The sequence below is a fragment of the Nocardioides sp. genome, assembly GCF_030655615.1.
GTDB lineage: Bacteria > Actinomycetota > Actinomycetes > Propionibacteriales > Nocardioidaceae > Nocardioides.
The window spans coordinates 1-13672 of the sequence record NZ_JAURVJ010000171.1 but is presented as its reverse complement, the minus strand read 5'-3'; the positions used below and the strand labels follow the sequence as shown (position 1 = coordinate 13672).

Genomic DNA, 13672 nt, shown 5'->3' with positions numbered 1-13672 from the left:
TGCCGCTGTTGCTGCCGCTGCTGCGGCCACCGGCGCCGGCGTCCCCGCCGCCACCCCGGTTGCCGCCACGTCCGCCGCTGCCGCTGCCGCCGCCGTTGCCGTCGTCGGACGCGCCGCGTCGCGGCTCGATCGGCATGTCGTGGATGACGACGCCGCGGCCCTGGCAGTGGTCGCAGTTCTCGCTGAACGACTCGATGAGGCCGGTGCCGATGCGCTTGCGCGTCATCTGGACCAGGCCGAGCGAGGTGACCTCGGCGACCTGGTGCCGGGTGCGGTCGCGGCCCAGGCACTCGACCATGCGGCGCAGCACGAGGTCGCGGTTGGCCTCGAGGACCATGTCGATGAAGTCGACGACGATGATGCCGCCGATGTCGCGCAGCCGGAGCTGGCGCACGACCTCCTCGGCCGCCTCGAGGTTGTTCTTGGTGACCGTCTCCTCGAGGTTGCCCCCGGAGCCGGTGAACTTGCCGGTGTTGACGTCGACGACCGTCATGGCCTCGGTGCGGTCGATGACCAGCGACCCGCCCGAGGGCAGGAAGACCTTGCGGTCGAGCGCCTTGGCGATCTGCTCGTCGATCCGGTAGGCCGCGAAGAGGTCGACGTCGTTGTGCTCGGGGGCGTCGTACTTCTCGAGGCGCTCGAGCAGGTCGGGCGCCATCGAGTCGACGTAGCCGTGGACGAGCTCCCAGGCGGCGTCGCCCTGGATGACGAGCTTGGCGAAGTCCTCGGTGAAGAGGTCGCGGACGACCTTGAGGGTCAGGTCGGGCTCGCCGTGCAGGAGCTGCGGGTTGCCGCCCTTGCCCTTGGCCTTGGCCTCGATCTCCTCCCAGCGCGACTTGAGGCGCTCGACGTCCTGGGTCAGCTCCTCCTCGCTGGCGCCCTCGGCGGCCGTGCGCACGATGACGCCGGCCGTTGACGGGACGACCTCCTTGAGGAGGGTCTTGAGCCGGTTGCGCTCGGTGTCGGGGAGCTTGCGGGAGATGCCGGACGTGGTGCCGTCGGGGACGTAGACGAGGAACCGGCCGGCCAGGCTGATCTGGCTGGTGAGCCGGGCACCCTTGTGGCCGATGGGGTCCTTGCTGACCTGCACCAGGATGGTCTGGCCCGAGGAGAGGACCGACTCGATCTTGCGCGGCTGGCCGTCCTTGTGGCCGAGCTGCGACCAGTTGACCTCGCCGGCGTAGATGACCGCGTTGCGGCCCTTGCCGATGTCGATGAACGCCGCCTCCATGGAGGGCAGGACGTTCTGGACGCGGCCGAGGTAGATGTTGCCGATCAGCGAGGTCTGCGACTCGCGGGCGACGTAGTGCTCGACGAGGACCTTGTCCTCGAGGACGCCGATCTGGGTGAGCTCGTCTCGCTGGCGCACCACCATGACCCGCTCGACCGACTCGCGGCGGGCCAGGAACTCGGCCTCGCTGACGATCGGGGCGCGGCGGCGACCGGCCTCGCGGCCGTCGCGGCGGCGCTGCTTCTTGGCCTCGAGCCGGGTCGAGCCCTGGATCGAGGTGATCTCGTCCTCGGCCGAGCGCGGGCGGCGTACGCGCGTGGTGGTGCCGGGCTCGTCGGCGGCGGCGCCGTCCTCGCCCTCGCGGCGGCGCTTGCGGCGCCGGCGGGTGGAGGTCCCGGAGCCGTCGCCACCGTCACCACCGTCACCGCCGTCACCGCCGTCACCGTCGCCGCTGTCGGACGCCTCGGCGTCGTCGCCATCGGTCGCCTCGTCGGGGGTCTGCTTGGGCTGGCGGCCGCGGCCGCCCTGGTTGCGGCCCCGGTTGCCGCCGCCCTGGCTGCCGCCCTGGTTGTCGGTGGCGTCCTGGGGGTCCTTGGCCTCGGCGCTGTCGGACTCGTCGTCGGTGTCGCTGGCGTCGTCACTGCTGTCGCTGTCGCCGTTGTCGCCACCGTCACCGGAGCCCGTACGACGACGACGGCGCCCGCCGCGACGACGACGACGCCGGGGACCGGTGTCGCCCTCGGAGTCGGCGTCGGAGTCGCTGTCGGAGTCGCTGTCGGACTCGCTGTCGCTGTCGGTGTCCGTCGCCTCTGCGGTCTCGGTGTCCGTCGCCTCAGCGGTCTCGGCAGCCGGCTCGTCGGCGGGGGTCTCCTCGGCGGGGGTCTCGTCGTCCTCCTCGGACGCGGGCTCCTCGAGCAGGGGGTCCTCGACCGGCTCGGCCGGGGTCTCGACGGGCTCGACCGGTGCGGCCGCCTTGCGGCTGCGGGTGCGCTTGGCCGGCGCGACCTTCTCGGGCGCCTTGAACAGCGGCATCGTGCCGGAGTCGGCCTCCTCCGCGGCGGTCTCCTGCGGGGCGGACGCCTCGGGGGCGGCCTCGTCCTGGGGAGCCGGCTCGGCGGCCTTCTTGGTGGTCTTCTTGGCCGCGGTCTTCCTGGTGGTCGCCTTCTTGGCGGCCTTCTTGGCCGGCTTGGGCTCGGCCGGTCCGGCGGCAGCCTCGACGGCCAGCTCGGGCTCGGGGGTGTCGGTGGTGAGGGCCGTGTCCGTGGTGTCGGTGGTGTCGCCGGTGTCGGCCTCGGCCGGGGCCAGGGTCTTCTTGGCCGCGGCCTTCTTGGCGGTGGTCTTCTTCGCTGCGGCCTTCTTGGCCGGCGCCCGCTTGGCGGCGGTCTTCTTGGCAGGTGCCTCGGTGGGGGCGTCCACCGGCGTGTCGGCCGGCGTGTCGCTGCCTTCCACTGCCGAGGGAACGTCCTGGATGTCGTCGTCAGCCATGGCCTGCTGCTCCTCGCCCGACGGGGGTCGGGCTGTCTGGTGGCTGCTCCGCGCAGAGCGCGGGGTGTCGCCACGAAGTCTGGGTGTTCGGCGGCACCACCCGCGGTGCGACGCTGGTTCGGACCTCGCCTGCCGCGGTCGCTACGTCCTGGTCCGCTGTCACCGGACCAGACCCGCGTCGCGGTCTGGCGACGATCTTCCCCACCGTGCCGTCCCGATCTGTCGGGGCGGCGGAGGAGCCGTCGAGGCCGAGTATCGCACACGGCCGGAGGGCCGCCGTGATCCCAGCGCGGGGTGGAACGGACCCGGTCGGGGCGTCGCTAGACGGCGAAGGGGTCGCCCACCGCGCCGTCGGCCTCGTCGAGCGGGCCCTGCTGGAGCCGGGTCAGCAGCGGCGCCGGACCGGTCTCGAGGGCCGTCACCCGGCCGATCCCGGTGAGCACGTCGTCGGGCCGGACGGCGGGGACGGTGTGCCGCAGCACGAGGTCGAGGCGGGCACCCCCGGCGGCGCCGGGGGTGTCGACGACGGTGAGAGCCACTACGGCGGCGCGGCAGTCGAACTCGCGCAGCCCCTTCTTGGTCATCCGCTCCACGACCACCGATCCCTCGGCCAGGAAGGCGTCGACCGCGGCGCGCGCGCCGGCGGGGTCGGCGGCGGTGTCGATCGTCCAGCGGCTCGCCGAGAGCAGGTCGGCGAGGCTGCCGGCCGGGAGCGTGGCGGCGTCGACGACCTGGACGACGTCGAGGCCGTCGGGCATGGCCTCGTCGAGCTGCTGGTGCACGACCGCAGGGTCCAGGACCTCGGCGAGGGCGATCTCGAGGTACTCGGCCTCGCTGGCCGACCCGGTGGGTGCGGCGCCGGCGTAGGAGATGCGGGGGTGGGGGTTGAACCCGGACGAGTACGCCATCGGCACGCGGGCCCGGAAGACCGCCCGCTCGAAGGACCGGCTGAAGTCGCGGTGGCTGGTGAAGCGCAGCCGGCCGCGCTTGGCGTAGCGCACCCGGAGCCGCTGCACCGGCGGCGCCTGCTGCTCGGGGGGCTGTCGACTCATGGTGGGCAACGGTAGTGCGCAGTAGCGTCCCGCCATGCCCTGGGTGAAGTACGAGGACGCGACGGCCGGCGACGTCGTGGTCGAGCTCACCGCCACGACGCTCAGCCTCTACTACTGGCAGTTCAACGAGGGGGTCACCCTGCACCTGGCGATGCTCACCGTCGAGGTCGAGGAGCCCGACCGCAAGGGACGACGCCAGGTGCGGGTGATGGCTCGGCCGGGCGCTGTCGGGGCGGGCTTCCGGCTCAAGGTGCCTGAGCACGAGTGGCGCCGCGTCGACGCCCTGCTCGAGCTGGTGGGTCCGGCTCAGCGGGCGCTGGAGCCACCCGTCGCCTGATCGCGAGCCGCGCGCATCGCCGGGCTGGGATAGACCGTGCCGACGCGTGTGCCGTCCAGCCAGTCGGTGAGGCGTGCGGCTTCGGCGTCGAGCGCGGCGCGGGTGGCCGCGGGGAGCTTCTCGAGCAGGTGGACCGACACGACGCCGGCCTCGTCCTGGACCCAGCAGCCGACGACCCGGCCGTCGACCCAGGCGGTGGTGCCGGCGTTGCCGTTGCGGTCGAAGAGGTCAGGTCCGTGGGCGCCGAGGTACCAGGCCCGCTCCTTCCAGCCCATCACGGTCGGGTCGAGCACCGGGAGCAGCGCGACCCACGGCTCGAGCGGCCCCTCCCCCTCGCCCTCGTCGGTGCCGTCGTCGGTGCCGTCGTCGCCCGGCAGCACGTAGCCGGTCCCGCCGCCGTCCAGCGACACGGCGACGGCGTCGAGGGTGGCCAGTGCGTCGCGCACCGCCTTCTTGGTGGCGCCGAGCCACCAGACCAGGTCGGCCTCGGTCCCGGGCCCGAAGGTGTGCAGCCAGCGCCGCACGATCTCGGCGTACCCCTCCTCGACCGGGAGGGCCGGCGGCGGCGTCTCGCCGAGCCAGTCGGGCATCAGCGTCCACCGGGGCCGGGAGAGCCGCCAGTGCTGGGTGTTGGTGCCGCGGACGAGCTCGGCAGTAAGGCCGAGGTGGGTCAGCAGCCGGCCGTGGTTCCACACCGAGCCGGCGGTCACGTCGAACTTCACCGCCACCTGCGGCAGCAGCTCGCGGACCTCGACGGCGGTCATCCCGTCGGCGCGGGCACCGAGCCCGGCGAGGATCGCGTCGCGCGCGTCGAGCACCCAGCGGGTGCCGTCGGCGGCGAGGCCGGCCTTCTCGACGTCCTTGGCCATCCGCTTGAGCTCGGCCTCGGCGACCCGGGCCGAGGCGCTCCCCCACACGGCGGGCAGCAGGTCGCGCGGGAGGACGAACAGGGTGCGGCGCATGGCGAGCTGCTTGACCAGGGTGCGGTCGTCGTAGAGCGCCCGGTCGACGTCGGCCACCGTCATCCCGTCGACCCGTGCCCAGCAGGAGAGGAAGACCGTCGCCGGCTCGGTCGAGTGCAGGACAGTCATCGCCCGGGTCGCGGCCTCCGGGTCGGCGGCCCGCGCCGACGGCGCCAGGGCGTGCCGGCGACCGAGGCGCGCCCGGCGCTCGGCGTCAGGAATGTGCCGCACCCGCGCCATCCTGCCCGATCCGGACGTCGACACCTGACACACTGTCGCCCACCACGACCCGGCGCCCGCCGGGCCCGCGCGTACAGAGGACCAGTGCGATGAGCAACCCCTATGACCCCAACACCAACCCCTACGGCAGCCCCGAGCAGCCCGGTGGCGGCTACGGCCAGCCTGGTGGCGGCTACGGCCAGCCTGGTGGTGGCTACGGCGGCCAGGGCGGGGGCTACGGCCAGCCCAACCCCTACGGCGGCAACGAGGCGCCCAAGAAGACCGACGCCGTCTCGATCATCGGGTTCATCCTCAGCCTGACCTGCTGCCTGTCGATCATCGGCGCGATCCTCGGCTTCGTCGGCCTGAGCCGCACCAAGGGCGGCAAGCGCAAGGGCCGCTGGGCCGCGCTCACCGCCGTGATCGTCGGCATCCTCGGCACGATCATCGCCGCGGTCGGCATCGGCTTCTTCGCCAACTACCTGGGCTCGGTCATCTCGGTCGACGAGGCCAAGGCCGGTCAGTGCATCAACGTCGACACCAGCGACGACGAGATCATCCCCCGCGAGGCCGACTGCGGCGAGGACCACGACGCCGAGATCGTCTACGCCGGCACCGCCGACGACATCGACCCGGACTTCGTCCCCGCCGACATCAACGACATCACCGACTCCGCGATCTCCCGGGTGATCTGCTCGGCCAACATGGACGAGGCCTACGTCGCGGCCATCGGCGAGGACTACGACTGGCAGCTGGTCAGCGAGGACGGCAACCCGACCGGCACCGAGCCCTACTTCTGCTACGTCGAGCCGGCCAGCGGCCAGCTCGACAAGAAGCTCCAGCCCTGAGCGTGACCACCTCGCACGAGCCGGTCACCGCCTCGACCGAGGACGACCCCCGCCACCGACGCCACGGGATCCACACCGGCGTCAAGGTGGCGGTCGGGGCGGTCCTCGCGGCGGCGATCGGCTTCTGCGTCGTGCTCGTCGCCTTCCGCGGGGCCGACAAGGGCGAGTCCCTGACCCCCGAGACGGCCCAGGCTGGCCAGTGCGTCGACATCGCCGAGTCCGCCGGCCGCATCGACATCACCGAGGCCGACTGCGACCGCGCCCACGACGCCGAGATCGTCCTGACCACCCGGGTCGGCGAGGCCATGGCCGGTCCGGCCGAGCTCGACGACGCCGAGGGTGTCTGCAGCGACCTGATGTCCGACGCCGACGTCGCCCGCCTCACCGCCGCCGACCCGGCCCTCGACTGGGGCCTCCTCATCGACCAGCCCGAGAACGTCGACCCCTTCGACCGCCTCGTCTGCTACGTCCGCTCCGCCGACGGCCACCTCGGCGAGAAGCTCCTCGGCTGAAGATCACGCCGACCCGTCGTAGATCTACGACGGGTCAGCGTGGGTCGGCCCTGCACGACCACGCCGACGAGGTTGCCCGCGGGCGCGCGCAGCTCCCGGAGCCTAGGCTCACCCCATGGCGAGGAACGCGGTGGTGACCGGCGGCGGGACGGGGCTCGGCAGGGCGATCGCGGCGCGGCTGGCCGCCGACGGGTGCGACGTCCTGGTCGTGGGGCGGCGCGAGCAGCCTCTGAACGAGACCGCGGAGGCCGTCAACGCGACCCTCGGGCGAGAGGCGGTCCGCGCGCACTCCGCCGACCTGACCGACCCCGACGCAGTCGCCGGGTTGGCCGAGGCGGCGCCCGAGCAGGTGCACGTCCTGGTCAACAACGCGGGAGGGAACTACGCCGCCAGCCGGCACGACCTCGCCGCCGTGGCCGACGGATTCCGGGCCGACTTCGAGGGCAACGTCATCACTGCAGTCCTCGCCACCGAGGCGCTCGTGCCGAGGATCGCCCGCCCTGGCGGGCGGATCGTGCTGATGTCCTCCATCGCGGGCCTGCGCGGCGCCGGACCCTACGCCGCAGCCAAGGCGGCGCTCCACGGCTGGGGGCTCGGGCTCGCGACCCAGCTCGCACCGGAGGAGATCACGGTCAACATCGTCGCGCCCGGCTTCGTGCCCGACACCGAGTTCTGGTCGGCGCGGATGACCGACGAGCTCTACGCGTCCCGCGTCGGCCCGATCCCGATGAACCGGCCAGGCACCCCGGACGAGGTCGCCGCCGCAGTCGCCTACCTCGCCGCTGAGGACGCCGGGTGGACCACCGGCCAGATCGTCCAGGTCAACGGCGGCACCCTGCTGGGACGAGGCTGAGTCGAGCGCTGAACGGCGCCGCTCAGACCACGGCGAGCGGCAGCAGACGCTGGCCGGTGGGGCCGATCTGGATCTCGGTGTTCATCTCCGGACAGACGCCACAGTCGTAGCAGGGGGTCCAGCGGCAGTCCTCGACCTCGACGTCGGAGGTGCCGTCAGCGACTGCGAGGGCGTCCTCCCAGTCGGCCCAGAGCCAGTCCTTGTCGAGGCCCGAGTCGAGGTGGTCCCAGGGCATGGTCTCGTCGTAGCCGCGCTCGCGGGTGGTGTACCAGTCGAGGTCGACGCCGGTGCCGGCGAGGCCGGACTCGACCGCCGCCATCCAGCGCTCGAACGAGAAGTGCTCGCTCCAGCCGTCGAAGCGGCCGCCGTCGCGCCACACGGCCTCGATGACCTTGCCGACCCGGCGGTCGCCGCGGGACAGGAGTCCCTCGACGATCCCGGGCTTGCCGTCGTGGTAGCGGAAGCCGATCGCGCGGCCGTAGCGCTTGTCGTCGCGTACGACGTCACGCAGCTTCTTCAGACGGGCGTCGGTCGTCTCCACGTCGAGCTGGGCGGCCCACTGGAACGGCGTGTGCGGCTTGGGCACGAACCCCCCGATCGACACGGTGCAGCGGATGTCGTTCTTGCCGGTGACCTCGCGGCCCTTGGCGATCACGGCCTTGGCGAGCTCGGCGACCTGCATGACGTCGTCGTCGGTCTCGGTCGGCAGGCCGACCATGAAGTAGAGCTTCACCTGGCGCCAGCCGTGGGAGTAGGCCGCGGCGACGGTCCGGATCAGGTCCTCCTCGGTGACCATCTTGTTGATCACCTTGCGCATCCGCTCGCTGCCGCCCTCGGGCGCGAAGGTGAGGCCGGAGCGCCGGCCGTTGCGGGAGAACTCGTTGGCCAGCGTGATGTTGAAGGCGTCGACACGGGTGCTCGGCAGCGACAGCGAGACGTTGGAGCCCTCGTAGCGGTCGGCCAGGTCGGTGGCGAGCTCGCCGATCTCGGTGTGGTCGGCGCTCGACAGCGACAGCAGCCCGACCTCCTCGAAGCCCGACTTGCGGATGCCGTTCTCGACCATCGCGCCGATGGTCTCGATCGACCGCTCGCGCACGGGTCGCGTGATCATGCCGGCCTGGCAGAAGCGGCAGCCGCGCGTGCAGCCGCGGAAGATCTCGACGCTGAACCGCTCGTGGACCGTCTCGGCGAGCGGGACCAGCGGCTTGGCCGGGTAAGGCCAGGCGTCGAGGTCCATCAGCGTGTGCTTGGTGACGCGGCGCGGGATGCCGGGCCGGTTGGGCACGACCGCGACGATCGCGCCGTCGGCGCCGTAGGTCACGTCGTAGAAGCGCGGCACGTAGATGTTGCCGGTGACCGCGAGCCGCCGGAGCAGCTCGTCGCGCCCACCGGGACGACCCTCGGTCTTCCACTCGCGCACGACCTCGGAGATCGCGAGGACGACCTCCTCGCCGTCGCCGAGCACGGCGGCGTCGATGAAGTCGGCGACCGGCTCGGGGTTGAAGGCCGCGTGCCCGCCGGCGAGGACGACGGGGTCGGCGTCGGTGCGGTCGGCCGCGTGCAGCGGGATGCCGGCCAGGTCGAGGGCGTTGAACATGTTGGTGTAGCCGAGCTCGGTCGAGAAGCTCAGCCCGAAGACGTCGAAGTCCTTGACCGAGCGGTGCGCGTCGACGGTGAACTGCGGGATCGGCCCCAGCGCGTCGCCCGTGCGGAGCACCGCCTCCATGTCGGGCCACACGGCGTAGGTGCGCTCGGCGACGATCCAGTCGCGCTCGTTGAGCACCTCGTAGAGGATCTGGACGCCCTGGTTGGGCAGCCCGACCTCGTAGGCGTCGGGATACATCAGCGCCCAGCGGACCGTCTCGCCCTCCGGCGCGCAGTCCCACTCCTTGACCGTGGAGTTGAGCTCACCGCCGACGTACTGGATCGGCTTGGACACCGACGGCAGGTGCGGCTCGAGGCGGGGGAAGACGCTCGCAGACATGGGTTCCAGTCTACGGACGGGGCGGTCCGGTCCCCGATTCGGCGCGGGCCGCCGCAGCCGCCGAGGTCGCCCGGAGCTCGACCTTGGGCATCAGCAGCAGGATCAGGAACGCCAGGAGCCCGGCCCCCGCGGCCAGCAGGAAGACGGTGTCCATGGACTCGGCGAAGCCGACCTTGATCGGGTGGGCGACGGCGGGGTCGAGGGTCTCGATGACCGAGGAGTCGTCCTGGACGCCGGCGAGGGTGTCCTGGAACGACGGGTCCTGCAGGGCGGCCGCGACCTTGGGGTTGTCGCCCTCGTCGGCGAAGGCGGTCGAGATGTTGCCACCGACGGTGCCGAAGAGGACCGAGAGCAGGACGGCGACGCCGAGGGTGCCGCCCATCTGGCGGAAGAACGTGGCCGAGGAGGTGGCGACGCCGATGTCGGAGGGCGGCACGGCGCTCTGCATCGTCAGCAGCAGCGGCTGCATGCACTGACCGAGGCCGAGGCCGAGCACCAGCATCGCGAGCATCACCAGGACGAGTGCGGTGTCGGCTGTGGTGAAGGAGAGCAGCACGAGCGCGACCACCACCAGCGCCGACCCGACGATCGGGAACATCCGGACCTGCCCGGTGCGGCTGATGATCCGCCCCGACCCGATCGAGGCGATCATCAGGCCCGCCACCATGGGCAGGGTCAGCAGGCCCGACTCGGTCGGCGACGCACCGTGGACGATCTGCATGTAGAGCGGCAGCAGGAAGATGCCGCCGAACATCGCGACCCCGACCACGACGCTGGCCGTGATCGTCACCAGGGCGGCGCGGATCTTGAACAGCTTGGGCGGGATCAGGGCGGCGTCGCCCATCGCCCGCTCGGCGAGGACGAACGCGACCAGGCCGATCGCGCCGACGACGTAGGCCGTGATCGAGCGTCCGGAGACCCAGCCCCACTCGCGGCCCTGCTCGGCCACGGTGAGCACGGGGACGAGGGCGACGACGAGCGACGCGGCGCCCCACCAGTCGATGCGGATCTTGCCGGTGGGCGCCGGCGTCTTGAGGTGGAGCGTGCGGGTCACGACGACCAGGGCCGCCAGGCCGATCGGCACGTTGACGAGGAACACCCAGCGCCAGCCGGTCACGCCGAAGATCGAGTCGGTGCCGGCGAAGAAGCCGCCGATCAGCGGGCCCAGCACGCTCGACGTGCCGAACATGGCCATGAAGTAGCCGGTGTAGCGGGCCCGCTCACGCGGGCTGACCAGGTCGCCGATGATCGCCAGCACCAGGGTGAACAGGCCGCCGGCGCCGAGACCCTGGAGGGCGCGGAAGGCCGCCAGCTGGGTCATCGACCCGGCGAACGAGCACAGCGCCGAGCCGACGATGAAGACCGAGATGGCGAAGAGGAACAGCTTCTTGCGACCGTAGAGGTCGCCGAGCTTGCCGTAGATCGGCGTCGTGATCGTGGCGGTGATGAGGTAGGCCGTCGTCACCCACGCCTGGATCGAGAGGCCGTTGAGGTCGTCGGCGATCGTCCGGATCGACGTGCTGACGATCGTCTGGTCGAGGGCACCGAGGAACATGCCCATCATCAGGCCGGCGAGGATCGCCAGGATCTGGGCGTGCGAGTAGTCACCGGACTCGGTGGTGTCGGTCTCGGTCGTCGCGCCGTCGTCGGTAGTTGCCACGGTCAACCAGCGTAGTGGCCGTCCCGGGTGTCGACAGCCACCCCATAAGGTTGAGGACGATGAGCGAGACGATGCAGAGCCGGTTCACCTGGACGACGGTGGTGCCGGTGGTGGCGCTCGCGGTGCTCGTGCCGACCTGGGGTCGCTACCTGCCGGTGGCGCTGTCGGTCGTCGTGGGGATCGTCCTCATCGGTGCGGTGCTCGCTGCCGTCCACCACGCCGAGGTCGTGGCCCACCGGGTCGGGGAGCCGTTCGGCTCGTTGGTGCTGGCCGTCGCGGTGACGGTGATCGAGGTCGCGCTGATCGTCACGCTCATGGTCAGCGGCGGCGACGACACCTCGACGCTGGCCCGCGACACCGTCTTCGCCGCGGTGATGATCACGGTCAACGGCATCGTCGGCCTGGCCCTGGTGGTCGGCGCGCTCAAGCACCACCTGGCCACCTTCAACCCCGAGGGCACCGGCTCCGCGCTCGCGACCGTCATCGCGCTGGCCGGCGTCGCGCTGGTGCTGCCGCGGTTCACGGCCGAGTCCGGGCCGACGTTCACCAGCTCCCAGCTGGCCTTCGCCGCGGTCGCGTCGATCACGCTCTACGGGATGTTCGTCTTCACCCAGACCGTGCGGCACCGCGACTTCTTCCTCCCTGTGCCGACCGGCAAGCGCGGCCCGCGCGACGACGACGGCGACGGCCACGCCGACCCGCCGTCCGGCCGCGCCGCTTGGACCAGCCTCGGTCTCCTGCTCGTGGCGCTCGTCGCGGTGGTCGGGCTCGCCAAGGTGTGTTCCCCCGCCATCGAGGACGGCGTCGCCGCCGTCGGCTTCCCGCACGCGTTCGTCGGCGTCGTGATCGCCCTGACCGTGCTGCTGCCGGAGTCGATCGCCGCGGCGCGCGCCGCCGCCCGCGACAACGTGCAGACCAGCCTCAACCTGGCCTACGGCTCGGCCATGGCCTCGATCGGCCTGACCATCCCGGCCATCGCGATCGCCTCGATCTGGCTCGACGGCCCGCTCGACCTCGGCCTCGAGCCGATGCAGATCGTGCTGCTCATGCTCTCGGTCGTCGTCAGCGTGCTCACCGTCGTCCCCGGCCGGGCCAAGCCGCTCAACGGTGGCGTCCACCTGGTCCTGCTGGCGGCGTACCTCTTCCTCGCCGCCAACCCCTGACCGGCCGTTGACCGGCCGTTGACCGGCCGCTGACCGGCCGTTGACCGGCCGTTGACCGGCTCCCGAACCGACCGGGGACGCGATCCGTCCGCGATCGGTCCTAGCGTCGCCGCCATGACGACACCTCCCTGGGAACCCCCGCTCGCCGGCACCGAGGTCGAGCACCTCGTCGGCGCGCTCGACCGCCTCCGCGCGACGTTCCGCTGGAAGGTCGACGGCCTCGACGCGGACGGCCTCGCGACCACCATCGGTCCGTCGAGCCTGACGCTCGGCGCCCTGCTCAAGCACCTCGCCCTCGTCGAGGACTACCACCGGATCACCAAGATCGGCGGCGGCGACATGACCGACGACGCCGACTCGCCCTACCGGGCGCACGACGGCAGCGACGACTGGGAGTTCCGCTCGGCGGCCGACGACTCCCCCGCCGACCTCTACGCCCTCTACGACGGGGCCGTCGAGCGCTACCGCGCCGACCTGACCGCGCGACTGGCCGGCGAGGGGCTCGACCAGCTCGTCGACGCCTCCGACGGCGAGGGCCACCACGCGTCGCTGCGCCGGATGGTCTTCGACCTGGTCGAGGAGTACGGCCGCCACACCGGTCACGCCGACCTCATCCGCGAGGCCGTCGACGGCCGGGTCGGCGAGGACCCGCCCGCCGACTGGCGGCCTACGAGCGGCTGACGAGGTCGCTCAACGCGTGTCGGGGCGCTTCTTCGAACGTGCCTTGGCGACGGCCTGCTTCAGGCGTGCCCGGTTCTGCGGCTTGCGGGCCTGGTCGTAGGCCAGCTTGCCGAGACCGGCCAGGGCGCCGGTGCGGAGGAGCTTCATGTCGGACCTGCTTTCTGAATGGGTGGGTGTCGGGCGCGGCTCAGCGTCGTGCGGTGACCTTGCTGCGACCGGTGACGGTCGACGCGACGACGACGAGCACGGCCGCGATGGCGATCGAGACGATCCAGCGCGTCCAGTCGACGCCGTTGGAGCCGTCGCCGCCGAAGGCGCGATAGACGCCGAGCCCGATGAGCACACCGCCGATGCCGCAGACCAGCGTCAGCCAGAGCGGGATGTTGTCCTTGTCGCCCGGCGCGACCAGCTTGCCGAGCAGGCCGATGACGAGGCCGGCCACCAGGATGCCGATGATCTCTCCCACAGGAGCGTCTCCTTCAGTTCACGACGACGCAGTTGTCATCACCCCACCGGTGCCCGTGCCCGATCGATCCGCCTACGCCTGCCGGGGTGACCTGACCGGCGGGAGGTCTTGGCCCCGGCTGGAGGATGGACACATGACGGTGCGGCTCGCGGTGCTCGGGGACTCGATCGCGTGGGGGCAGGGCGCGGCCCGCCTCGAGGACCGGCTCGCCGCCCGGCT

Annotated in this window: 13 protein-coding genes; 6 read left to right on the top strand and 7 right to left on the bottom strand. The window is 72.0% G+C overall.

Annotated elements, in window-relative coordinates:
• On the bottom strand, nt 1-2716 hold a 2716-nt coding region (locus Q7T52_RS14075), incomplete at its 3' end, for an Rne/Rng family ribonuclease (protein ID WP_304803521.1).
• Nucleotides 2717-3036: 320 nt separating this feature from the next.
• Nucleotides 3037-3768: a TIGR03936 family radical SAM-associated protein gene (locus tag Q7T52_RS14070; RefSeq protein WP_304803519.1), complete on the bottom strand. Its 732-nt coding sequence runs from the start codon at nt 3766-3768 to the stop codon at nt 3037-3039.
• 34 nt (nt 3769-3802) lie between these two features.
• On the opposite strand from Q7T52_RS14070, the gene Q7T52_RS14065 reads away from it, so the two are divergent.
• Nucleotides 3803-4105, top strand: coding sequence for a hypothetical protein (locus tag Q7T52_RS14065; protein WP_304803517.1), 303 nt, complete (start codon nt 3803-3805; stop codon nt 4103-4105).
• Here Q7T52_RS14065 and Q7T52_RS14060 read toward each other — a convergent pair.
• On the bottom strand, nt 4075-5298 hold the full coding sequence (locus Q7T52_RS14060) for a winged helix DNA-binding domain-containing protein (RefSeq protein WP_304803516.1): 1224 nt from the start codon (nt 5296-5298) through the stop codon (nt 4075-4077). The two genes, Q7T52_RS14065 and Q7T52_RS14060, sit on opposite strands and share 31 nt — an antisense overlap.
• A 98-nt stretch (nt 5299-5396) precedes the next feature.
• On the opposite strand from Q7T52_RS14060, the gene Q7T52_RS14055 reads away from it, so the two are divergent.
• The 3 genes from Q7T52_RS14055 to Q7T52_RS14045 all read left to right on the top strand — a co-directional run bounded on the left by Q7T52_RS14055 (nt 5397) and on the right by Q7T52_RS14045 (nt 7499).
• Nucleotides 5397-6134 carry a DUF4190 domain-containing protein gene (locus Q7T52_RS14055; RefSeq protein WP_304803514.1) on the top strand — a complete coding sequence of 246 codons (738 nt, stop codon included), beginning with the start codon at nt 5397-5399 and terminating at the stop codon, nt 6132-6134.
• Nucleotides 6135-6136: 2 nt separating this feature from the next.
• A complete protein-coding gene (locus Q7T52_RS14050; RefSeq protein WP_304803512.1) occupies nt 6137-6646 on the top strand; it encodes a hypothetical protein in 510 nt (169 codons plus the stop codon).
• A gap of 115 nt (nt 6647-6761) precedes the next feature.
• A complete protein-coding gene (locus tag Q7T52_RS14045) occupies nt 6762-7499 on the top strand; it encodes an SDR family NAD(P)-dependent oxidoreductase (protein WP_304803510.1) in 738 nt (245 codons plus the stop codon).
• Nucleotides 7500-7521: 22 nt separating this feature from the next.
• On the opposite strand, the gene Q7T52_RS14040 is transcribed toward Q7T52_RS14045, so the two are convergent.
• Together Q7T52_RS14040 and Q7T52_RS14035 are read right to left on the bottom strand one after the other, a co-directional pair.
• Nucleotides 7522-9483 carry a TIGR03960 family B12-binding radical SAM protein gene (locus Q7T52_RS14040; RefSeq protein ID WP_304803509.1) on the bottom strand — a complete coding sequence of 654 codons (1962 nt, stop codon included), beginning with the start codon at nt 9481-9483 and terminating at the stop codon, nt 7522-7524.
• 10 nt (nt 9484-9493) lie between these two features.
• The gene (locus Q7T52_RS14035; protein WP_304803507.1) at nt 9494-11143 is read right to left on the bottom strand and encodes a DHA2 family efflux MFS transporter permease subunit; all 1650 of its coding nucleotides are present in this window, start codon (nt 11141-11143) and stop codon (nt 9494-9496) included.
• A gap of 59 nt (nt 11144-11202) precedes the next feature.
• Here Q7T52_RS14035 and Q7T52_RS14030 point away from each other — a divergent pair, with 59 nt between their 5' ends.
• Together Q7T52_RS14030 and Q7T52_RS14025 are read left to right on the top strand one after the other, a co-directional pair.
• Entirely contained in the window at nt 11203-12306 is a 1104-nt protein-coding gene (locus Q7T52_RS14030; protein ID WP_304803505.1) for a calcium:proton antiporter, read from the top strand.
• A gap of 114 nt (nt 12307-12420) precedes the next feature.
• Entirely contained in the window at nt 12421-12987 is a 567-nt protein-coding gene (locus tag Q7T52_RS14025; protein ID WP_304803503.1) for a DUF664 domain-containing protein, read from the top strand.
• Nucleotides 12988-12996: 9 nt separating this feature from the next.
• Here Q7T52_RS14025 and Q7T52_RS14020 read toward each other — a convergent pair whose 3' ends face one another.
• Together Q7T52_RS14020 and Q7T52_RS14015 are read right to left on the bottom strand one after the other, a co-directional pair.
• Entirely contained in the window at nt 12997-13134 is a 138-nt protein-coding gene (locus Q7T52_RS14020) for a hypothetical protein (RefSeq protein WP_304803501.1), read from the bottom strand.
• 40 nt (nt 13135-13174) lie between these two features.
• The gene (locus Q7T52_RS14015) at nt 13175-13453 is read right to left on the bottom strand and encodes a GlsB/YeaQ/YmgE family stress response membrane protein (RefSeq protein ID WP_304803499.1); all 279 of its coding nucleotides are present in this window, start codon (nt 13451-13453) and stop codon (nt 13175-13177) included.
• Nucleotides 13454-13672: the final 219 nt, after the last annotated feature.

Coding starts and splice junctions, on each gene's coding strand:
- Q7T52_RS14070 (WP_304803519.1), bottom strand. CDS start 3,768: ATGAGTCGACAGCCCCCCGAGCAGCAGGCGCCGCCGGTGCAGCGGCTC.
- Q7T52_RS14065 (WP_304803517.1), top strand. CDS start 3,803: ATGCCCTGGGTGAAGTACGAGGACGCGACGGCCGGCGACGTCGTGGTC.
- Q7T52_RS14055 (WP_304803514.1), top strand. CDS start 5,397: ATGAGCAACCCCTATGACCCCAACACCAACCCCTACGGCAGCCCCGAG.
- Q7T52_RS14045 (WP_304803510.1), top strand. CDS start 6,762: ATGGCGAGGAACGCGGTGGTGACCGGCGGCGGGACGGGGCTCGGCAGG.
- Q7T52_RS14040 (WP_304803509.1), bottom strand. CDS start 9,483: ATGTCTGCGAGCGTCTTCCCCCGCCTCGAGCCGCACCTGCCGTCGGTG.
- Q7T52_RS14030 (WP_304803505.1), top strand. CDS start 11,203: ATGAGCGAGACGATGCAGAGCCGGTTCACCTGGACGACGGTGGTGCCG.
- Q7T52_RS14025 (WP_304803503.1), top strand. CDS start 12,421: ATGACGACACCTCCCTGGGAACCCCCGCTCGCCGGCACCGAGGTCGAG.
- Q7T52_RS14020 (WP_304803501.1), bottom strand. CDS start 13,134: ATGAAGCTCCTCCGCACCGGCGCCCTGGCCGGTCTCGGCAAGCTGGCC.